At 63.3% G+C, this 22,367-nt stretch carries 16 protein-coding genes; 5 read left to right on the top strand and 11 right to left on the bottom strand.

What is annotated here, in order from left to right; genetic code table 11:
• Positions 1-28: 28 nt before the first annotated feature.
• From NHH73_12805 to NHH73_12775, 7 genes are all read right to left on the bottom strand, one after another.
• Positions 29-1,597, bottom strand: coding sequence for an aldehyde dehydrogenase (NADP(+)) (locus NHH73_12805; protein ID USX29102.1), 1,569 nt, complete (start codon positions 1,595-1,597; stop codon positions 29-31).
• The gene (gene gguC / locus NHH73_12800; protein USX29101.1) at positions 1,594-2,586 is read right to left on the bottom strand and encodes a GguC family protein; all 993 of its coding nucleotides are present in this window, start codon (positions 2,584-2,586) and stop codon (positions 1,594-1,596) included. Before gguC ends, NHH73_12805 begins: the two co-directional genes overlap by 4 nt.
• Positions 2,587-2,603: 17 nt before the next feature.
• Positions 2,604-4,349, bottom strand: coding sequence for a dihydroxy-acid dehydratase (locus NHH73_12795; protein USX29100.1), 1,746 nt, complete (start codon positions 4,347-4,349; stop codon positions 2,604-2,606).
• A gap of 150 nt (positions 4,350-4,499) precedes the next feature.
• Positions 4,500-5,561: a galactose mutarotase gene (locus NHH73_12790; protein USX29099.1), complete on the bottom strand. Its 1,062-nt coding sequence runs from the start codon at positions 5,559-5,561 to the stop codon at positions 4,500-4,502.
• Positions 5,562-5,667: 106 nt separating this feature from the next.
• Complete coding sequence (locus NHH73_12785; protein USX29098.1) at positions 5,668-6,621, bottom strand: glycoside hydrolase family 43 protein; 954 nt, start codon at positions 6,619-6,621, stop codon at positions 5,668-5,670.
• Positions 6,622-6,640: 19 nt separating this feature from the next.
• On the bottom strand, positions 6,641-7,996 hold the full coding sequence (locus tag NHH73_12780; GenBank protein USX29097.1) for an MFS transporter: 1,356 nt from the start codon (positions 7,994-7,996) through the stop codon (positions 6,641-6,643).
• A gap of 79 nt (positions 7,997-8,075) precedes the next feature.
• Positions 8,076-10,781 (bottom strand): TonB-dependent receptor, encoded by a 2,706-nt coding sequence (locus NHH73_12775; GenBank protein USX29096.1) that lies wholly within the window; start codon positions 10,779-10,781, stop codon positions 8,076-8,078.
• A 321-nt stretch (positions 10,782-11,102) separates the two neighbouring features.
• On the opposite strand from NHH73_12775, the gene NHH73_12770 reads away from it, so the two are divergent.
• A complete protein-coding gene (locus NHH73_12770; GenBank protein ID USX29095.1) occupies positions 11,103-11,576 on the top strand; it encodes a hypothetical protein in 474 nt (157 codons plus the stop codon).
• Positions 11,577-11,623: 47 nt separating this feature from the next.
• Here NHH73_12770 and NHH73_12765 read toward each other — a convergent pair whose 3' ends face one another.
• On the bottom strand, positions 11,624-12,283 hold the full coding sequence (locus NHH73_12765) for a PEP-CTERM sorting domain-containing protein (protein ID USX29094.1): 660 nt from the start codon (positions 12,281-12,283) through the stop codon (positions 11,624-11,626).
• Positions 12,284-12,463: 180 nt separating this feature from the next.
• Between NHH73_12765 and NHH73_12760 the strand changes: the two genes are divergently transcribed.
• The gene (locus NHH73_12760) at positions 12,464-13,459 is read left to right on the top strand and encodes an SDR family oxidoreductase (GenBank protein ID USX29093.1); all 996 of its coding nucleotides are present in this window, start codon (positions 12,464-12,466) and stop codon (positions 13,457-13,459) included.
• Here the strand turns inward: NHH73_12760 and NHH73_12755 are convergent.
• On the bottom strand, positions 13,437-14,936 hold the full coding sequence (locus tag NHH73_12755) for an AMP nucleosidase (protein USX29092.1): 1,500 nt from the start codon (positions 14,934-14,936) through the stop codon (positions 13,437-13,439). The genes NHH73_12760 and NHH73_12755 overlap by 23 nt on opposite strands.
• A 141-nt stretch (positions 14,937-15,077) precedes the next feature.
• On the opposite strand from NHH73_12755, the gene NHH73_12750 reads away from it, so the two are divergent.
• The 3 genes from NHH73_12750 (at position 15,078) to NHH73_12740 (ending at position 20,793) form a co-directional block, all read left to right on the top strand.
• A complete protein-coding gene (locus tag NHH73_12750; protein USX29091.1) occupies positions 15,078-19,142 on the top strand; it encodes an amino acid adenylation domain-containing protein in 4,065 nt (1,354 codons plus the stop codon).
• 269 nt (positions 19,143-19,411) lie between these two features.
• Complete coding sequence (locus NHH73_12745; GenBank protein USX29090.1) at positions 19,412-20,047, top strand: PEP-CTERM sorting domain-containing protein; 636 nt, start codon at positions 19,412-19,414, stop codon at positions 20,045-20,047.
• 20 nt (positions 20,048-20,067) lie between these two features.
• Positions 20,068-20,793: a polysaccharide deacetylase family protein gene (locus NHH73_12740; protein USX29089.1), complete on the top strand. Its 726-nt coding sequence runs from the start codon at positions 20,068-20,070 to the stop codon at positions 20,791-20,793.
• Between the two features lie 31 nt (positions 20,794-20,824).
• Here the strand turns inward: NHH73_12740 and NHH73_12735 are convergent, their stop codons facing one another.
• Both NHH73_12735 and bla read right to left on the bottom strand, forming a co-directional pair.
• Entirely contained in the window at positions 20,825-21,370 is a 546-nt protein-coding gene (locus NHH73_12735) for a hypothetical protein (protein USX29088.1), read from the bottom strand.
• 30 nt (positions 21,371-21,400) lie between these two features.
• Positions 21,401-22,276: a class A beta-lactamase gene (bla, locus tag NHH73_12730; protein USX29087.1), complete on the bottom strand. Its 876-nt coding sequence runs from the start codon at positions 22,274-22,276 to the stop codon at positions 21,401-21,403.
• Positions 22,277-22,367 lie beyond the last annotated feature (91 nt).

Raw genomic sequence — 22,367 nt, 5'->3', positions numbered from 1 at the left:
CGTGGCGGGGCCGGTACAGCCACCACAATCACTTGTGGTTCAATTCACCTTCGAGGCGTCGCCAAGGCGCGCCGCCTTCGTCGCGCAGCACTTGCGGCAGCAGCGGCTGCGGCAGGTTCTGGTACGAGACAGGACGCAGGAAACGCGTGATCGCGCCGGTGCCGACCGAAGTGCTGCGGCCATCGGACGTCGACGGGAACGGGCCGCCGTGGACCATGGCGCTGCATACTTCCACGCCGGTTGGATAACCGTTGGCCAGGATGCGGCCGACTTTACGTTCCAGCACCGGCAGCAGCTGCTGCGCTGCGTCCAGGTCCGCTTCGTCCATCAACAAGGTGGCGGTCAGTTGGCCTTCCAGTTCTTCAGCGATCTGGCGCATTTCAGCGATGTCCTTGCACGCCACGACCAGCGAGGCCGGGCCGAATACTTCCTCGGACAACACGTGTTGATCCAGGAACGCCGCGCTGCTCGTGTCGAACAGCGCCGGAGCGGCCTTGCCTTCCGACTGCGGCGCCAGCGCCAGCGTGTTGACGTCGGCGTTGTCGGCCAGTTGCGAGATGCCGCGCTTGTAGCTGCCGGCGATACCCGGCGACAGCATGGCGCAGGCGGCGCCGCCTTCCAGAGCCTTGGATGCAGCGGCCTTGAAGCGGTCCAGGTCCGGGCCGGCGATACCGATCACCAGGCCCGGGTTGGTGCACATCTGGCCCACGCCCAGTACCAGCGAGGCGGAGAAGCCGGCGGCCAAATCCTCGGCGCGGCTGGCCAACGCCTTCGGCAGCAGGAAAACAGGATTGATCGAGCTCATTTCGGCGTACACCGGAATCGGCACGGGACGCGCAGCGGCCACCGCCATCAACGCGAGGCCACCGCCACGCGAGCCGGTGAATCCGACCGCCTTGATCGACGGATGACGCACAACCTGCTGGCCGATGTCGTTGCCCACACCGTTCAGCAGCGCGAATACGCCGGCCGGCAGGCCGCAGATTTCAACGGCCTTGACGACAGCGCGGCCAACCAGTTCCGACGTGCCGGGATGGGCGAAGTGCGCCTTCAGCACCACCGGGCAGCCGGCCGCAAAGGCCGACGCGGTGTCGCCGCCGGCGACGGAGAACGCCAGCGGGAAGTTACTGGCCGAGAAAACGGCGACCGGACCGAGGCCGATCATGCGCATGCGGATATCGGGACGCGGCGGCGCGCGCTCCGGCAGCGCCTTGTCGATGCGGACGTCGTTCCAAGAGCCTTCGCGCAGCAGGTTGGCAAACAATTTCAACTGACCGACGGTGCGGCCACGTTCACCTTCAACACGGGCGCGCGGCAGGCCGCTTTCGGCCATCACGCGCTCCACCAGCAGATCGCCCAGGGCCATGATTTGTTCGCCGATGGTTTCCAGGAACACGGCGCGCTTCTCGTCGCTCAGCGAGCGGAAAGTGTCGAACGCCGCTTCGGCCAGGCGACAAGCCTGGTCGATCTGATTGACGTCCGCCGTCGTGAATTCAGGGTCCATCGACTGCTGCAGCGATGGATTGTAGGCGCGGAAAGCGGCGCCGGTGCCTTTGACGGCCTGGCCGCCAATCAGCGAATCGCCGGTGATGATCATAAGGTTTTAACTTTCGCTACTTCGGTTTTGTACACGGTCAGCTTGTTGCGCAAGGCTGGGCCGAACTGCGGCGAATCGATCTCGAACGTTTCGCCCGGCTTGACGACGATGTTATCGGCCACGCTCAGGGTGGCGGTGCCGAAGAAGTGGATATGCACATCGCCTGGGCGCTTGAACAGCGGGTACTTGAAGTGGTGATGTTCCAGGTTGCCGATGGTGTGCGACATATTCTGTTCGCCGCTGAAGAAGGCCTTCTCCCAACGCACCTTGCCGTCCACGTCGTAGATGCGCGACGTGCCCTGGATGTTGGCCGGCGCTTCGCCGACCAGCAATGCCGGGCCAAGGCCGCAGGCGCGCAGCTTGGAGTGCGCCAGGTACAGGTAGTTTTGACGCTCGGTCACGTGGTCGGAGAATTCGTTACCGATGGTGTAGCCGACGCGGTAAGGCTGGCCGTCGTCGCCGATCACGTACAGGCCGGCCACTTCCGGCTCTTCGCCGCCGTCGAGCGCGAAATCGGGCATGCTCAGGTCCTGGCCGCTGGCGGCCACGATCGAGCCGTCGCCCTTGTAGAACCATTCCGGCTGCACACCGGCTTCGCCTGCGGCCGGCTTGCCGCCTTCGACGCCCATGCGGAACATCTTCATGGAGTCGCTCAGGCTTTCGACGTCGCCGCCGATTTTCTTGTGCATGGCGTCGCGGGTGTCGGCGCTGCCCAGGTGGGTCAGGCCGGTGCCGGTGACGTAGGTATGGGCGTCGTCGGTGTGGTCCAGTGGCGCCAGCAGGCGGCCGGCGGCGGCGACGGCTTCGAACGAAGCGGTCGCGCTGCCGACAGACTTCTCAACCAATGCGGCCAGTCCGCTCGACTTGCGGATCGCATCCTGGGCCAGCGCGTAGGTGGTGCTGTAGCCTTCGATGACGCGGATGGTGTCTTGTTCCAGCACACCGATCTGGCGCGCGCCTTGTTCGTTCTTGAATTGTACGAGTAACATGGTATCTCCGAATTTCATTAGTGCGAATGACGAGGAACTGCCGAACCACGATTCCCCACCAGGAAATCGAAGTCGCAACCTTCATCCGCTTGCAGCACGTGTTCGATGTAGAGCTGCTGGTAGCCGGTCTTCGGACCCGGCGCGCTGCCCGGCACGCGCGCGGCCTGGCGTTCGGCCATTTCGGCGTCCGAGATTTCCAGGTTCAGCAAACCGCCTGCGCAATCCAGAGTGATCCAGTCGCCATCTTTGACGATGCCCAGCGGGCCACCGGCCATCGCTTCCGGCGCCACGTGCAGCACGACGGTGCCGTAGGCGGTGCCGCTCATGCGGGCGTCGGAGATGCGGACCATGTCCTTGACGCCGGCCGCCAGCAATTTAGGCGGCAGGCCCATGTTCCCAACTTCTGCCATGCCCGGATAACCTTTCGGGCCGCAGTTCTTCATCACCAGCACCGAGTTCGCATCGACCACCAGGTCCGGATCGATGATGCGGCTCTTATAGTGTTCAAAGTCCTCGAACACCACGGCCTGGCCGCGATGCTGCATCAGTTCAGGCGTTGCCGCCGATGGCTTCAGCACGGCGCCGCGCGGCGCCAGGTTACCGCGCAGGATGCAGATGCCGCCATCCTTCAGCAGCGGCTTCTCCAGCGGACGAATCACTTCGTCGTCGTAGATCGGCGCGTCCTGGCAGTTTTCCCAGATGGTCTTGCCGTTGACGGTCAGCGCCTTAGGGTTCGGCAGAAGCTTGCCCTCGCCCATGCGGCGGATCACGGCAGGCAAACCGCCAGCATAGTAGAACTCTTCCATCAGGAAGCGGCCCGACGGCAGCAGGTCGACGATGGTCGGCATGCCGCGGCCGACGCGGGTCCAGTCTTCCAGTTCCAGATCGACGCCAATACGGCCGGCGATGGCTTTCAAGTGGATCACGGCGTTGGTCGAACCGCCGATGGCGGCGTTGACGCGGATCGCATTCTCGAAATTCTCCTTGGTCAGGATCTTCGACAGCTTCAGGTCTTCCTTGACCATGTCGACGATGCGCATGCCGGACATGTGCGCCAGCACGTAGCGGCGCGCGTCGACGGCTGGAATGGCGGCATTGTGCGGCAGCGAAGTGCCCAGCGATTCGGCCATGCAGGCCATCGTCGACGCCGTGCCCATCGTGTTGCAGGTACCGGCGGAGCGGGAGTGCCCCGCTTCGGCCGCGAGGAAGTCGTGCATGCTGAGTTCACCGGCCTTGACCTGCTCGTGCAACTGCCAGACGGCAGTGCCGGAGCCGATGTTCTTGCCGTTCAGTTTACCGTTCAGCATCGGGCCGCCGGTGACAACGATGGTCGGGATGTCGACCGAGGCGGCGCCCATCAACAGTGCCGGCGTGGTCTTGTCGCAGCCGACCAGCAGGACGACGCCGTCCATTGGATTGCCGCGGATGGATTCTTCGACGTCCATGCTGGCCAGGTTACGGGTCAACATGGCGGTTGGACGAAGATTCGATTCGCCGTTGGAGAATACTGGGAATTCGACCGGGAAGCCGCCGGCTTCGAGGATGCCGCGTTTGACGTGTTCCGCCAGTTTGCGGAAGTGGGCGTTGCAAGGGGTCAGCTCGGACCACGTGTTGCAAATGCCGATGATCGGTTTGCCCTGGAATTCGTGATCAGGAATGCCCTGATTTTTCATCCAGCTGCGGTACATGAAACCGTTTTTGTCCTGGGTGCCGAACCATTCGGCGGAGCGCAGCTTTACCTTCTTGTTGTCATTGTCAGACATGCATTTCTCCTCAGTATTTTCCTGTGCGGGAACGTGAATGTCATGCCCCCGCATCGATAAAGCATACTAAGATGGACTGAGATATCTTTCCAATAAATTATTAATCAACTTCGATATCAAAAACGGTATCGGCGGGTTGCGGCGAGCGGATCAGGCGTCGGTACTGAAGCGATAAGCCATTACCGTTGAGTATTCCTGGCCCGGACGCAGTATCGTCGACGGGAAGTCGGGGCGATTCGGCGAATCCGGGAAATGCTGCGGTTCGAGGCAGAAGGCGCTGCGATAGCTGTAGATCTGCCCTTTTCCGGCCATCTTGTCATTCATGAAATTCCCGCTGTAGAACTGGATGCCCGGCTCCTGGCTCCACACCTCCAGCACCCGGCCCGAGGCCGGATCGCGCACGCGGGCCGCCATCTCCAGCGCGCCCGGCTGCGATTTTTTCAGCACGAAGTTATGGTCGTAGCCAAAGCCGTTGCGCAATTGCTCGTCATCCTGGTCGATACGCTCGCCGATCGCGTGCGGCGTGCGGAAGTCGAACGGCGTGCCCGCGACCGGCGGCAGATCGCCCAGCGGGATCTGCGCATCGTCGATCGGCGTGTAGGCGTCTGCCACGATGGTCAACTCGTGGCCCAGGATATCGCCCTTACCGGCCAGGTTGAAATAAGCGTGGTTGGTCAGGTTGACCGGCGTCGCCTTGTCGGTGATGGCGTGGAAGGCGATACGCAATTCGTTATCGTTGCGCAGCTCATAGATGGCGGTGACTTCCAGATTCCCGGGATAACCCTGCTCGCCATCGGCGCTGACGTAACTCAGTATCAGGCCGGCCGAATTCGGGGTGGTGAAGGTTTCGCCGGTCCACAGGCGGCGGTGGAAGCCGTCGGTCCCGCCGTGCAGGTGATTGGCGCCATTGTTGACGTCCAGCGCAACGGTTTCGCCGTCGAGCGTGAAACGGGCGTTGGCGATACGGTTGCCGTAACGGCCGATCAACGCGCCGAAGTAATGCGATTCGCCCATGTAGGCGGCGACATCGTCGTAGCCGCAATTGACATCGGCCAGCGTGCCGCTGCGGTCCGGCACATGGATTTCGGTGATGGCGCCACCCAGGTTGATGATCTTGACGACCATGCCGTTGGCGTTGGTCAGCGTGTAGCGGGTGACGTCGCGGCCGTCGGCCATTTGGCCGAACGGGGATTCAGTGATCGAAGCTTGCATGATAGGACTTTCAGCTTTCAAATGAGTCGGCGGCCGGGGGAATGAACCCACCGGCCGCCGCGATTATTCTTAGGCGGTCGCGCACGACCGGCCGCACGGACCGAAGTTAAGCGATCGACGGCTTTCCGAAGACCGGCATGCCCTGCCCGTCCCACTTGAGCGGCTTGACATAGGTATGACGGTCGGGATTCCACAGCGGGTCGCCGATAATCTCGGTGTAGGTCCTTGCATGATAAACCAACATGACAGTTTCGCCATCATCGCCAATGGTGAAACTGTTATGTCCCGGGCCGTAGACGCCGTGCTCGAAGCAGGTTTGCAGCACCGGCTCCTTCAGTTTGGTCCACGAGGCAGGGTCCAGCAGGTCGGCATTTTCGTCCGCCCACAGCAGGCCCATGGCGTAGTTCTCATCGGTGGCGCTGGCCGAATAGCTGATGAAGATCTTGCCGTTCTTTTTCAGCACCGACGGGCCCTCGTTGACCCAGAAACCACGGATCTCCCAGTCGAATTCCGGCTTGCTCAGCATGACCGGCGGGCCGCCAAGCTGCCACGGCGTCTTCATTGGCGCGATGTACAGGTTGGAGTTGCCCTCGATGGCGACGTCCTTCTGCGCCCACAGGTAGTACAACTGGCCATTGTGCGTGAAGGTGGTGGCGTCGAGGCAGAAGGTGTCGATGCCGGTGTCGATCTGGCCCATGAACTCCCACTCGCCTTCCAGCGGGTTGGCGTTGGTGTTACGGATCGCGTACATGCGGTGCTGGAACAACTTGTACTTGATCTCGCGGCTCGGCGCGGCGGCGAAGTAGACATACCAGGCGCCCTGGTTGAAGTGGATCTCCGGCGCCCAAACCAGTTCGCTGTACATGCCGGTCTCCGGCTTGAACCAGACGTCCACCTTCTCGGCATCGACCAGGCCGGCGATGGTTGTCGCGCGGCGCAGCTCAATGCGGTCGTACTGCGGCACCGAGGCGGTAAAGTAGTAATAGCCGTCGCTGTGGCGGATGATAAAAGGATCGGCGCGCTGTTCGATCAGCGGCTGCAGTACGTCTTTGCTTTCCATTGCTTCGTTTTCCAAAAAATTAGACTGCCACATAAGAATCGGCTCCCATTTGCTTCTTCACTTCCGTGTAATACTCGTCGGTCACCCGGTATTTGAACATCAAAAGTCCCATCAGGGTATGGAAGAAACCGGGAATCAGGGTCATCATCAGCACGATGCCGTGCAGCGCGAACGCGGTCTGCTCGTGGTTCGGCTGATACTGGAAATACGTCAGCAGGCCGCCGGCCAGCGCGCCGGCCACGCCCATGCCGGCCTTCTGGCACACCGAGATACCGCCGAAAGCGAAGCCCGATACGCGCTTGCCGGTCTTGACCTGGCCGTAGTCGATGGTCTCGGCGATGGCCGACCAGAACACCGGCGCGTGCAAGTCCACCACGAACGACAGCACGAAGTACAGCACGAACGCCAGCATGATGTCGCCCGGCTTGACGAAGAAGTAGATCGCGGCGCTGATCACGCCGACGGCGATCTGGCTCCAGCGGAACAGCTTGACCTTGCAATAGAACTTGGTGATCCAGGTCGAGGCGACCATCGACAGGATCGCGGCGACCACGCCGATCGACAGGAAGGTGGCCACGGTGGCGGTGCCGCCGCCAAGATAATATTTGACGTAGTAGATGGCCGCCGTCGCGCGCAGCACGTAGCCGATGGTGCCGGTCACGCACACGCCGCACAGGATCAGCCACTGGTCGTTTTGCAGCAGCAGCTTGAGCTGCGTCCACAGCGACTGGCGCTGCACCACGTGGATCACGCGCTCCTTGGTGGTGAAGAAGCAGAACAGGAACAGCGCCACGCCCATCGCCGCCATCACCGCCATCGCCGCCTGGTAGCCGGTGGCAGCGTTGCCGCCGCCCCAACGCTCCGACAGCACGGGCACCACCACCGTCACCATGAAGGCGCCGACCTTGGCGAAGAACAGGCGGTAGCCGTTGGCCGAAAGGCGCTCTTGCGGATCGTTGGTCAGGCTGCTCGGCAGCGAGATATACGCCACGCCGACGCCGGAGGTCATGATGGTCATGATGATGTAGGTCGAATAGGCCCAGATCAGTTTCGCGTCGTAGCCCCAGTCGGGCGTGGTGAAGACGAAGAACACGCTGATGCCGTAAGGGACGGCGAGCAGCAGCAGCCAGGGGCGATAGCGGCCCATGCGCGCGCTGGCATAGCGGTCGGTGAGCTGGCCCACCACCAGGTCGGCGATGGCGCCGACGAATTTGACGACCAGGAACAGCAAGGCCAGGTCGGAGGTTTTCAGTCCATAGATATCGGTGTAGAAGAACGTGATGATCAACATCATCGACGAAATCACCACGTTCAGCGCCATGTCACCGGCGCCAAAGCCCACTTTTTCCAACAGCGATAATTTTTGATTCGACATTTACAGCCTCTTAAAAATGCAGCTATCCCGCCAAAGCGGGATAGTTTTTAACGACGTGGTGACATCAAGAGTTCAACTTTTAATACTTCAAGTTCATCGACAGGCCCACCGTGCGATCATAACGGCGCGTATCGCGCGGGAAGATCTTCGAATCCGACCAGTAGTCCTGGAACTTGAAGTTCAACAGATTGGTGCCGGTCAGGTTGACGGTGACGTGATCGCTGACCTTGTAGCTCAGGGAGCCATCGAGCGACGACATCGGCTTGACGATCAAATCTTTCGGCACCAGGTTCGGGTTGTTCCTGTCGGGGGTATCCGCATAGGTGTCGACGAATTTCGAGCGCCAGTTGTACGCCAGGCGCGCTGACCAGCCCTCTTTCTCGTACAGCGCCACGATGTTGTACGACAGCCGCGACATACCCGCGAAAGGCTTGCCTTCGATGTCCTTGTTCTCGGACGCGGTCACGCCGCCTTCGCTGTAGGTCACGTTGGCCTGCAAACCGAAGCCGCTCAACCAGCCAGGCAAGCCGTCATAGAACTGCTGGTAGGCCAGTTCGACGCCCTGCAGGTGGCCCTTGTCGGTATTGAACGGCCGGGTCGTATTGTAAGGAATGCCCTGGAACGTCTCCGATATCACACGGTTCATAATGTAGCCGTCAAAGTTATGACGGAACACCGTGCCGCTGATGGAACCGGTGGGCGCGAAGTACCACTCGAGCGAGGTATCGAAGTTCTGCGCGGTGAATGGCTTCAAGTCCGAATTGCCGCCGCTCGCCGTCGCCACGTTGGTGGTGCCGTTCGGTTTGATGTACGCAGTGGCGGGGTTGAGCTGGCCGAAGTCCGGCCGCGTCATCGTCTTCGCGTAGGCGAAACGCGCCAGCAAGTCCTTGCGCAATTCCAGCTTGAAGTTCGCGCTCGGCAGCACTTCGGTGTTGGACGAGTCCTTGGAGGTCGGCACCAGCACGCCATCGACACTGTCGTTAGCCTCGATATCCGAGTCGGTCTTGGTCACACGCACGCCGACCACGCCATCGACCGGGAACTGGCCCAGGTCGAAACCGACCTTCGCTTTGCCGTACAAGGCGTAGTTCTTCTCCTTGTTGGAGAAGCGGGAGGCCGGATCGAGCGCCCTGGCTGCGGCGTTGCCGGTGGCGGCGGCGCGGATCACCGACGTATTGTTAATCAAATAGCCGGCGCAAGGCGTCGACCACTTCGGCGTGCCGTAGTTCTCGGAGAACTCCGTGGTGCTGCACGACAGGCCCGGAATGCTGGACATGGCGATGCCGGCCGGCGTCGGCACGCTGCCCTCGAACGACTTGATCGAACTGGCGGTACGCTCGTTGAGACGCAGGCCGCCGCTAAACTCCTTGAAGAAACCGTCCGCCTCAGGCGAGTAGGTCACGTCGCCGCGCCAGTCGGTCGATTTGCCGCGATCCATGCCGTAGCGGTCGAAGAACTGCGACAGGAAGATCTTGCTTGGATCGTTCAGGGCCGGGCTCTGATACTGGACGAACGCGCCGCCGTTGACGTTGGTCTTGACGAACACGTTTTCGACATTGAGGCTGGTGTCGAGGATCGGATTGACCCAATCGAATTTGCTGCGCGTTGTCGCCAGCTCGGTGGTCGCGCGCAGGCCCGGCGCAACGCGCCAGTTGGCGCCGACCGCATACTGCGAAGCGGTACTGGTATTCTCACGGCCTTGTGTCGACAGGATGGTGAACGCGTTGGTCGACGTGATGGTGTCGGTCTGGTTGGTGCCCGGGATTTTGGTGACCTTGATCTGGTCGGCGGACGTCGCCCATGGCAGGCCGACGAAGAAATCGGTCTCCTCGGTGTTTTTCAACACCGAATGCAGGCCCTCGGCATACACTTCCAGATCGGCGTTCGGCTTCCACTGCAGCGCGAAGTTCGCGGCCTGGCGCTTGCGCTGGCCGTGAACGTCCTGCAGGCCAACCAGATCGGGGCCGGTCAGGTTGGGCGCGGCGAAGCTTTTATCGATCGGGAAGGTCTGGAACGCGCGCTCCTCCTGGAAGCGGTCCTTGATCGACGACACGCCGAACAAGGCCCCCACTTCGCCGATGCCGGTTTTCCAGCGGTTCGACACCATGCCGGACAATTCCGGATCGGTGGCCTTGGCCTTGTCCTTGTTCTTGGCGCCGACCTGCGCGCTGGCGGTGAAGTCCTTGAAGTCGAACGGACGGTTGGTGCGCACGTCGATCACGCCTGCGATGCCTCCCTCCACCTGGTCGGCGCTCTGCGACTTGTAGACGTCGGCGCGTTGCAGCATGGTCGAAGGAATGTCGGCCAGTTTGATATAGCGGCCGGTGGTGGTGAACATCTCGCGGCCATTGATCAAGGTGGCAATGCCGGGCAAGCCGCGAATCAGCACGGTATTGGCTTCACCGGCGTCGCGGCGCACCTGGATGCCGCTGACGCGCGCCAGGGTCTGGGCCACGTTCGTGTCCGGGAATTTGCCGATATCGTCCGCGACGATCGAATCGATAACGTTGTCCGAATCCTGCTTGATCTTCTGCGCGGTTTGCGCGGCGCGGCGCACGCCGGTCACGGTGACAACGGCTGCGGGTGCGGGCGTGGTGTCGACGGCGGCGGCGGCCGGGGATTCAGCGGCGGCCGGTGCGGTGACGGCTGGAGCCGCCGAAGTATCTTGTGCCAAAACCGGGAAGGCGCTCAGGAGGCCGGCCGCGGCCAGTACTGCAACGCTGGATTTGAGGACGAGGCGATGCTTCGCCTGGGACTCGCAAGTCCCGGATGTGAGGTAGTTCATAGGTCTCCAGTGTTTGTCTGTTATCTGTTTTATTAGAGAGTTGCCACGCTGGGTGCAACTTTCGGATTTCATCTTAGGGGCTGGGCAAAAAACAAACCAATCAATTTTTTCGGGTTTTTGATACCGAAAAAGGTATCGATACCGAAAATCGACCGGGGTCAAGTCTGTCATTCGGACACGAGCTGATCCGTATGGTGGCTTACCGCACGCAACGCGATGGACGACAGTTGCCCCGTGCGCCGTGGCAGACGGCGCTGATGCTAGACTTTTTTCATCACCGGATACCAGAGTCAACCAGCATCACCAACCAGGAGTAACAAAATGAAACTCAGCAGCCTGCTTCCTTCCGCTTTGATCGGCGCCGTTGCCAGCGCGCGATCGATGACGCCGATGGCCACCCTTTCGGCCGCACGCCTGGCGAACCGTCACACCACGGGAAAATTGGTACTTCTGGATCGGCCACTGTTCAAGTACGGTGCCTTGGCTATGGGGGCGGGCGAACTATTGGGCGACAAGATGAAAACGGCGCCTGACCGCACCGTCTTTCTGGGACTGCTGGCAAGGGTGGCGAGCGCCGGTATCGCTGGCGCGGCCCTCGCGCCGGAGGGCAAGGAGAAAACTGGTGCGGCGGTCGCTGTAGCAACCGCCGTGCCGCTCGCCTATCTGACGCTCGCGGGCCGCAAGCGGGCGATGTCAAGTATCGGTCAAACCCGCAGCGGGCTGATTGAAGACCTGCTGATCGTCGCCGCCGGCGCCGCGATCGTGGCGCTGGCGACGCGATCGCAAACCGAATAGACAGCGATCCTGTCCAGGACCGCTGCCGGCTCGGCGCCTGAACCGATTCAGGCTTGGCGGCGGCGGCGCGCGACGAAGCCCATCACGCCCAGTCCCGCCAGCAGCATGCCGTAGGTTTCCACTTCGGGAACGGCGCTGACGGCGGTGGCGTTGATGTTATCGACCGAAAAACCATTGTACTCGGCCCACTCGCTGCCGCTGCTGCTAAAGCGGACCGACACCAGGTTGGTGAAGCCCGACGAGAAGGCATACGACGTGAAATTGAGACCGCCGTTACTGGCTGTCGATTTATCGATCTGGAAGGATTGGTACACGGTTCCACCGCCCGCGAGCACGCCGGTGACGTCGATCTGATTCGGAATGGAATTGGAGCCTTCGCCGAAGTTGAAGGCGCCGGCGCCGTCAAAGCTGGACAGGCCGAACAAGCCGCCACCGGTCTTCGTCATTGTCAGCGATGTGGTCTCCGGGCCATATGGCGCGACGAAATACCGGGTGCCGTTGTCCGGACACTGCGGGGTGCAGAAGGCGCCGGTGGAGGTGACGGCGGCGCCATCGCCGACCAGGCTAAAATCGAAGCCGTTCGAGGAAAAATCGACGTCGGTGTAGGCCGGCACGTCTTCAAAATCCACTGTGACGGCCTGGGCGTGGATGGACAGGATGGCACCGCAGGCGAAGAGCGCGTTGGCGGTCAGCGTTTTCAAGTTCATGAGTTCTCCAAAAATATTATTGTCATTTTGCATCGTAAAGCGGCTGCGATAGTAGCACGTGATTTTGCAAGCGTCCCGGCAAATCCACAACGAGGCAGTTTGCAGCGAGGCAAGGTGGCGCTGTCGTCCGGCGCTCCGTGCGAGGATGGATCTGTTCTCCACCAGTTCGGGATGAGGCGTATGAAACATAGCAATCTTCGGGTCGTCATCACTGGCGCGTCGAGCGGCATCGGCGCCGCCACGGCGATCGCGTTCGCCCGCCAAGGCGCCCATCTCATACTCGGCGCGCGCGGCAAGGAAGGCCTCGAAGACATCGCCCGGCGCTGCCGCGAGGCCGGTGGCAACGCCGAGATTGGCGTTGTCGACGTTACCGACGCCGCCGCCGTGGCGACCTTCGCCGCCCAGGCGCGCGACACCCTGGGCGGAATCGACCTGTGGTTCAGCGATGTCGGCATCGGCGCGGTCGGCAAATACCTGGACGTACCGATCGATGACCACCGACGCGTGGTCGAGACCAATCTGATCGGCCATATGAACGACGCGCACGCGGTGCTGCCGATCTTCCGGGCACAAGGGCACGGCATTTGGGTGAACATGATTTCGGCTGGCGGATTCGTGACCTCGCCGTACGCGGCCGCATACGCGGCAAGCAAATTCGGCCTGCGCGGCTTCAGCTCCGCGTTGCGGGCGGAATCACATGATTATCCGAACAACCATATTTGCGACGTCTATCCGACGTTTGTCGATACGCCGGGCGTCTCCCATGCAGCGAATTACACTGGCGCCAGACTGAAGTACCCACCGGGCGCACTGGCGCCGGAAAAAGTGGCTGCGGCCATCGTTAAACTGGCCGAGCATCCGCGCGACACCACGGTGATCGGCATGCCGGCGCTGCTGCTTCAGCTCGGCCAGTTGGCCAGCCCCCTCGCCGCCTCGCTGATGAACCGGTTTATGAACGCATGGTCGCAGCGGGCGGAGCCGGCCGGCGACACCACCGGCAGCCTCTATACGCCACCCGCCGGAGCGAGTGGCATCCACAGCGGCCAACGCCCTCCCGCTCGAACGGCACAGAAGGCCATTGCGCTGGGGGCCGTAGTGGTAATCGCCGCGATCGGCGCGCAGCTTTTGCGCCGACGTTCCCCGGCCCACGACCTTACTGGAACGCCACCTCGGTGAAGCTGCGCAGTTTGCGGCTGTGCAAACGATCCACACCCAGGTCGCGCAACATTTCCACGGCGCGGATGCCGATTCGCAGGTGCTGGTCGACACGGTCGCGATAGAACTTGTTGGCCATGCCCGGCAGCTTGATTTCGCCGTGCATCGGCTTGTCGCTGACGCACAGCAAGGTCCCGTACGGCACCCGGAAACGGAAACCGTTGGCCGCGATGGTGGCGCTTTCCATATCCAGCGCGATCGCCCTGCTCTGGCTGAAGCGGCGCTCGGGCGTGCGCTGTGGCAGCAATTCCCAGTTGCGGTTGTCGGTGCTGGCCACCGTGCCGGTGCGCATGATTCGCTTGAGGTCGTGTCCGGTCAGCTGGGTCACCTCGGCCACCGCCGCTTCGATCGCGACCTGCACCTCGGCCAGCGGCGGAATCGGCACCCACAGCGGCAAATCCTCGTCGAGCACGTGATCCTCGCGCACATAGCCGTGCGCCAGCACGTAATCGCCCAGTTCCTGCGTGTTGCGCAGGCCGGCGCAGTGGCCCAGCATCAGCCAGGCGTGCGGACGCAGCACGGCGATGTGGTCGGTGATGGTCTTGGCGTTGGCCGGACCGACGCCGATGTTGACCATCGAGATGCCGGTGCCGTCGGCGCGGATCAGGTGGTAGCCAGGCATCTGCGGCAGGCGCGGCAGCGCGGCGCCGAGCGCGTCCACCGCCTGCACCGACTCGCCGACGCGGCGCGTGACGATATTGCCCGGCTCGACGAAGGCGATGTAGTCGTGCTCCGGCCCGGCCGCCGCCATCAACTCGTGGCCCAGCTTGACGAATTCGTCGATGTAAAACTGGTAATTGGTGAACAGCACGAACTTCTGGAAGTGCTCGCACGAGGTGCCCGTGTAATGGCGCAGCCGCTGCAGCGAGTAGTCGACGCGCGGCGCCGTGAACAACGACAGCGGATGCGCTTCGCCCGGCGGCGGTTCGTGGGTGCCGTTGGCGATGCCATCGTCCATCGCGGCAAGATTCGGCAAATCGAAGACATCGCGCATCAACAGGCGCCGTTCGGCCGTCATGCTGCCTTCAATGTGCTCGTGCTCGGCGAACGAGAAATGGATCGGGATCGGCTGCGCGCTGGTGCCCACCTCCAGCCGCACCTGCTGGTGGTGGCCGTGGTTCTTGAGCAGCAGGCGGAACTGTTCCTGATAGTAGCGGGCGAACAGGTCCGGCCGCGTCAAGGTGGTTTCGTAGGTGCCGGGACCGGCGACGAAACCGAAGGCCAGCCGCGAATCGGCGCGGGCCACGGTATCGGTATGGACTCGGACGAAGGGATAGCAAGCGCGGACGTGCTCGCCGAGGTCTTCGCCGGCGACAAAGCGTTTCATGGCATCGCGCAGGTGGGCGATGTTGGCGTCATAAATGGCCAGAACCTGTTCGTAAGCGGCAATCGGATCGTCAAATTGCATCGGGGCGATATGAGGACGGTTCGGTAACATGCGACTCCTTTTTGAAACGGCGAATGAATCAGGGGTTCTTATTTCCTATTGTAAAGGCTGTAAGCAGAACTTGCATTCTTCCCATCGAGGAAGATACAGGCGTACCGTACAATGAGAGCACGCCACTAATAAAGTTTGAGCATGAACCAGCCAGCAACACCCAGCCTTACGCTTCCACAAACGCACGCAGACATTCTTTACGGTCACCAGCAAGGCGAACTGCTGCGCGAGGAGATCCTGGCCGACCTGCTGGAGGCGACCGCGCGCCGCACGCCCGACCAGATCGCGCTGATCGCCGGCGACCGACAACTCACCTACCGCGAGCTCGATGCGCAGGCCGATCTGGTGGCCGGACGCCTGATCGAGGCCGGCGTGCGGCCGGGCCAGATCGTCGGACTGTGGCTGCCGCGCGGGATCGCGTTGCTAGTGCTGCAGGCCGGCATCGCCAAGGCCGGCGCGGCGTGGTTGCCCGTGGATGAGGACACCCCGGTCGACCGCCTGCAAGTGTGCCTGGACGACGCCGACGGCGCCGGCGTGCTGACCTGCGCCGCCTTTGCGCCGCGCCTGGCCGGCATCGGCCGCCCGGTGTGGACGGCGGAGGCGCTGCTGGACGCCGCCAACCCGCCGGCGGCGCGGCGCGGCGAGGTCTCGCCCGACCTGCCGGCGTACGTGATCTACACCTCCGGCTCCACCGGCAAGCCCAAAGGCATTTTAATCACCCAGCGCAGTATCTGCCACTTCCTGCGCAGCGAAAACGCGGTGCTGGGCGTGACGGCCGCCGACAAGGTGTATCAAGGCTTTTCGGTGGCCTTCGACATGTCGTTCGAGGAGATCTGGATCGCCTATCTGGCCGGCGCCACCTTGTGGATCGGCCCCAAGGAGATCAGCGGCGACCCGGAAACGCTGCCGCGCATGCTGGACCAGCACCAGGTAACGGTGCTGCACGCCGTCCCCACCCTGCTCGCGCTGTTCAACCAGGACGTGCCGAGCCTGCGGTTGATCAACCTCGGTGGCGAGATGTGTCCGGAATCGCTGGTCGAACGCTGGTCGCGCGATGGCCGCAAGATGTTCAACACCTACGGCCCGACCGAGGCGACGGTGTCGGCCAGCCTGGCGCGCCTGCGTTCGGGTCATCCGGTCACCATCGGCACGCCGCTGCCCAACTACGGCCTGCTGGTGATCGAGGCCAATCCCGATGCCGCGCCGGGCGCGCCCCTGCGCCTGCTGCCGCGCGGCGAAATCGGCGAGTTGTGCATCACCGGCCCCGGACTGGCGGCCGGCTACCTTGGGCGCCCCGACCTGACGGCGGAAAAATTCCTGCCCAATCCCTGGTCCACCGGCCGCCATGACGAGCGCCTGTACCGCACTGGCGACCTGGCGCGCATCGCCGCCGACGGCGAAGTGGTATGCCTGGGCCGCGCCGACGATCAGGTCAAGATACGCGGCTTCCGGGTGGAGCTGGGCGAGATCGAGGCGCTGCTGGCGCATGCCGACGGCGTCGGCACCGTGGCGGTCCTGCTGCGCAAGGACGACGGCATCGACCAGCTGGTCGCCTACCTGGTCGCCGAAGCCGGCGCCGGATCGACTGCGACCCTGGACCCGCGCGCCCTGCGCGCCGGCCTGGCTGACAAGCTGCCGCCCTACATGGTCCCGGGACGCTACGAAATCCTGGACGCCATGCCGCGCCTGACCTCCGGCAAAATCGACCGCAAAACACTGAAGGCCGCCCCGCTCAGCACCGCGCCGGCTGGCGGCGGCGAGGATTCCGACCTGCCCGAAACGCCGGCCGAGGAGGCGCTGTTCGCCGCGCTGGCCAAACTGTTCCCCGGCCAGCCGATACTGCGCCACGCCGATTTCTTCTCCGACCTTGGCGGCCACTCGTTCTTCGCCGCGCGCCTGGCCTCGGCCCTGCGCGCCGATCCGCGCTACGCCCACGTGACCGTGCGCGACATCTACCAGCAGCGCGAAGTCGGCAAGATCGCCCAGGTGCTCGGCCAGGCACACAGCGCCAGCAAAGAAGAAGCCGAGTGGACGCCACCTTCCGCCGTCAAACGCTGGACCTGCGGTCTGGCCCAGGCGGCGGTGATGCCGGCGCTGGTGGCGCTGCGCATGGCGCAGTGGCTGGCGCCATTCTTCACCTATCACTTCTTCACCGGCGATCCGGGCGATTCGGTCAAGCGCGCCATCGCCGCCTCGGTCGGCGTGTTCCTGCTGGCGACGGTGATGGAGTTCGCCATCGCCATCGGCGGCAAATGGCTGATCGCGGGCCGCATCAAGGCCGGCGACTATCCACTGTGGGGCCTGACCTACTACCGTTGGTGGCTGGCCGACCGCCTGGTCGAAGCCGCGCCGGCGTATCTGTTGAGTGGTTCGTCGCTCAACGCCTGGTGGCTGCGCGCACTGGGCGCGAAGATCGGCCGTGACGTCACGATCGGCTCGATGAGCGTGCGCGCGCCCGATCTGCTGACCATCGCCGACAACGCCAGCATCGGCAACGCCGTCAATTTCGAAAACGCCCGCGTTGAACGCGGCGTGCTGCGCCTGGGGCAAATCACGCTGGAGCGCGACGCCTGCGTCAGCTCCTTCGCCATCCTCGAAGGGAACACCCATGTGGAAGCGCAGGGCCACCTGGACGGCCAGTCGGCGCTGGGCGATGGCGCCCGCGTGCCGGCGGGCCGCATGTTTGCAGGCTCGCCGGCGCGCGACGCCGGCGCCTTCGATCCCGCGCGCCTGCCGCCGCGCCCAGAGCTGACACGCGCGCGCAGCCTGGGCGAAGGCTTGTTCTTCGTCGCCGGCATCCTGCTGATCGTCACGCTGTTCTTCATGCCGGTATTCCCGAGCTTTGTGCTGATCGATTGGTTCGATGAAGCCGGCGTGATGCCGGCGATCCAGGGCGACGGCATGGGCATCCGCCTGCTGCGCTACTTCCTGCTGGCGTTCCCGGCCAGCGCGGTGCTGATCCTGCTCACGGCGCTGCTGTCGGCGGGGATCCGCTGGACCGTGCTGCCGAAACTGAAGCCGGGCCGCTTCGCGGTGCACAGCAACACCTACTGCGCCAAATGGCTGGTCAGCCAGATCCAGGAATCGAGCCTGCAGGTCCTGCACGGCATTTACGCCACGGTATTCGCGCCGTACTGGTATCGCCTGCTGGGCGCCAAGGTCGGCAAGGACGCCGAGATCTCCACCGCGCTGGGCGTGGTGCCGGACATGCTGACCCTGGGCGACGAGACCTTCATCGCCGATGCGGTCATGCTGGGCGACGAGGAAATCGACGGCGGCTGGATGACGATGCAGCCGACGGTGATCTCCAACCGCAGCTTCGTCGGCAATGGCGCCTACATCCCCGACGGCACCGTGCTGCCCGAGGGGGTGCTGATCGGCGTGCATTCGCGCGCCCCGGACAACGCGCGCGTGCGCAGCGGCGACACCTGGCTCGGCTCCCCGCCGATCAACTTGCCCGCGCGCGAGCAGACCAGCGGCTATCCGGAATCGCTGACATTCCACCCTTCGCCCATGCGCCGGCTCGGGCGTGGCCTGATCGAAGCGTTCCGCATCGTCGCGCCGCACGCGCTGGTGATCGCGGTCGGCTACACCCTGGTGATGGAGGTAATGCCGGCGGCAGGCGCGGGCCGCTGGGCGGAGGTGATCTGGGACCTGACCCTGGCGGGGCTGGTCTACGGCGTCGGCAACTACGTGTTCGTGGCGCTGCTCAAGTGGATACTGATCGGCCGCTACCGCAAGCGCTCGGCGCCGATGTGGACGCCGTTCGTCTGGCTGTCCGAGGGCGTCACCAATCTCTATGAGGGTATCGCCGTGCCCAACTTCATGCGCTACCTGCGCGGCACGCCGTGGCTGCCGCTGGCCTTTAACCTGATGGGCGCAAAAATCGGCAAAGGCGTTTATCTGGATACCACCGACATCACGGAGTTCGATTGCGTGCGCATCGGCGATTACAGCGAACTCAATGCCCTTACCTGTCCGCAGACCCATTTGTTCGAGGACCGGGTGATGAAAATCGACACGGTGACCATCGGCGCGCGCGTCTATTTGGGACCGCGCAGCGCTGTGCTGTACAGCGCCGTTGTAGGGGATAACGCCCGTCTCGGCGCGTTGACCCTGGTCATGAAAGGCGAGCATATCCCCGCCAACGGCAACTGGTCCGGCTGCCCGGCGGCACCGGCGCCGGCGCCCAAAATCCAGCCATGATCCCTCACTTGGGCACGGGCTGCCGGGCGACATATTTGCGACCCGGGCCGCCGCCTACGGCCGATAACATTGCAAAACAATAGTCACAATAGTGTTATGCTGTCTACTTTACTTCCGCATGCGGGACTGTGCGACACTATGGAGGCAAATGTGTTAATCCTCCACGCGACTATTTAACGACACGGGAAATTTGATGATTTCAATTAATAAGTAAGCATGTAATAATGGTGTTGTGCTTTTTTTACTTTTTTTGAATTAGGAGATTCTCCATGTCACTCAAAAGTCTACTCGCGGCCCCCATGCTCGTCGCCGGCCTGCTGGCCGGCCCTGCCAACGCCGCAGTCATCCTGGACAGTTTCGGCCCCTTCATTTCACCGCTCGCGCTCGACAATGGCGTCGATGCGAACGGCAATACCTACGGACAAAGCCATGCGATCCGCTTCGACCTGTCCGCCGCGACGACGATCACCTCGATCCAGACTGCGATCAGCAACGCCAGCGGCAAGGGTAAGCTGATCGTTGGCATCATGGCGTCCGCCAGCGACGAATTCGCGGCCGATCTGCCATCGGGCAAAGTACTGTTTTCTCGTGAACTGGCCGGCGTGCAAAACGACGCCTCGCTCGCCGGGCTGAATTGGACGCTCGGCGCCGGCACGTACTGGCTAACCGGCTCGGCGGTTGACGCCAACGCCACCTGGACCAGCGGCTTCTTTGGCAAGCACGCGATCTCCGTCGGCTCCGGCGTGTGGACCGGCGGCTACGAAGATATCTTCGCCCCGGCCGCGCTGATCGAAGGGTCCGCAGCCGACATCGCCGTCGTGCCCGAGCCGGAAACCTACGCAATGGTACTGGCCGGTCTTGCACTGGTATCTGGTATGGCCCGCCGCCGCAAGCACGCCGCCTGAAAGTGGATTTCGCCGGAAAAGTGGTAAAGCTCATTGCAATGGGCGCGCTGGCCACGCTGGCCGCCCCCGTCCTCGCCGCCGACTGCGGCACAGGCAAGCTCGGCACCAGCCGCACCATCAAATTGCCACGCGACGGCGCGCTGTACGGCGCGCACCAGCATACCGCCCTGCCGCTGGAAAAAGGCGAGGTCGTGCTGACCTTCGACGACGGACCGGAACCGTCGGGCACGCCCGCCGTGCTCGCGGCGCTGGCCGACCAATGCGTGAAAGCGACGTTCTTCATGATCGGCGACAAGTTGGTGACTTCGCCGGCGTTGGCGCGGCGCGTCGTCGCCGAAGGCCACTCGGCCGGCCTGCACAGCAACACGCACGCGCATTTGTCCGAGCTCGGCGCGCAACAGCAGCTCGACGACCTGCGCAAGAACCAGGCCGCCTACCAGGCCGCGTTCGGCGTGTCCGCGCCGGCCTACCGTTTCCCGTATCTGGAAGAAACGCCAACGATGCTGGCGGCACTCAAGGCCGGCAACATCACCGTGATGTCGATCGATCTGGGCATCAACGACTGGCTGCTGGAAGACACGACCGAAATCCTGACCACACGCCTGACCGAGAGTTTGGCCAAAACCGGCCGCGGCATCATCCTGATGCACGACGCCAACGGTCCGACGGTCAAGGCCCTGCCTTCGCTGCTCAAGCTGCTCAAGGACAGCGGCTACAAGGTGGTCCACCTCGAGTGGGACAAGTAAGGTAAGCCGGCGCCCCTGACGCGAGCGCGCCTTAGCCTGCCGCCGGCGCGTCCAGGAAGAAGATGGCGTGGGCCTTGGCCGGCGCCTTTTCGGTCGGCTTGTCGATCTGCACCTGGGCGCAATCCTCGACCACCAGGCTGCGCCAGTTGCCGACGCCGGCGTTGGCGAACGCCGTGTGCGCCTTCGAACCCAGGCTGATATCCAGCGCCAGCCGCGCGTTGCGCTCGCCCGTCTTGGCGTAATTGACGCCGCGCAGCTCGAAACCGTAGGCGGTCAGCCACGGTTCCCACAAGCCGCTTTCGACACCTTCGACGATGCGGTCCAGCATCGTCCACAGCGGCAAGCCCTTTTTGACCACGCCGCGCAGCACCGCCAGCGACGGCGCCTTGCGCGCGTCGGTGCTGCGCTTGCCTGCGCCGCTCTCGCCGATCGCCTTCAACTCCTTCGAGAACGCCGCGTCGCGCTCGGTGTAGTCGCGCATGCGGGAATACAACTCGGCGTTGAGGAAGGGATTGGGCGCGCGGCCCACCGGCGCCTCGGCAGGATTTTTGGCTGGCGGCTGTTTTTTGTTCGTCATGGGTGGCCCACTAGTGTTAAGGGCCGTAGTTTAGCCGACCTTGAACGCATCGATGACAATCTTCGCCGCCTGCCCCAGGATTTCGGGGCGCGTTTTGTCGTCCTTGCCCGGTTGGGTCAGGTAAACGGCCAGCACGATCGGCGGTTTATTGCCCGGCGGCCACAGAATGGCGATGTCGTTGATGGTGCCGTAATCGCCGGCGCCGGTCTTGTCGCCCACCGTCCAGCTAGACGGCACGCCGGCGCGGATGCGGGTGGCCCCGGTGGTATTGCCGATCAGCCAATCGATCATGATCTTGCGCTTGACCGGCGGCAGCGCCTCGCCCAGGGTCAGCTTGTGCAGCGAGGCCATCATCGCCGACGGCGTGGTGGTGTCGCGGGGATCGCCGGGAATCGCGCTGTTGAGCGCGGTTTCCCAGCGGTCCAGGCGGAACTGGCGGTCGCCGATCGATCGGGCGTAGGCGGTCACCTCCTCGGGCCCGCCCAAGTGGCGGATCAGCAGGTTGGCCGCCGTATTGTCGCTGTACTGGATGGTGGCGGCGCACAGCGCCTCGATGCTCATGCCGCCGTCCAGATGCTGCTCGGTGATGGGCGAATGCGCCACCAGCTCGGCCTTCTCGTAGCGGATGGTCTGTTGCAGCACCGACGGCTCCTTCGCCAGTACCGCCGCCGAGAGCATCATCTTGAACGTGCTGCAGAACGGAAAGCGCTCATCGCCACGGTGCAGCAGCTGGCGCCCGTTCGCGGTGTTAAGCGCGGCCACGCCCAGGCGCCCGCCGGATGCGGCCTCCAACCGGACCAGCCGCATATCGGGTGGCATGATCGCCGTTGGTGCGGCGTAGGCGCGGCTAAGTGGGGTCGCTGCGAGTGCCAGCAACAAGGTACGACGGGTGGCGGAATGGGTCATATGAGACAAAGTTGGGTGGTGAGGAATTACAATATTGACCAATATAATACCAATTCACCCAACAAGCCATCGCCAATTGCGCGCGCCGCAT

The sequence above is a fragment of the Oxalobacteraceae bacterium OTU3CINTB1 genome (assembly GCA_024123955.1).
GTDB lineage: Bacteria > Pseudomonadota > Gammaproteobacteria > Burkholderiales > Burkholderiaceae_D > Rugamonas.
This window is presented reverse-complemented; position numbering and strand designations above follow the sequence as displayed.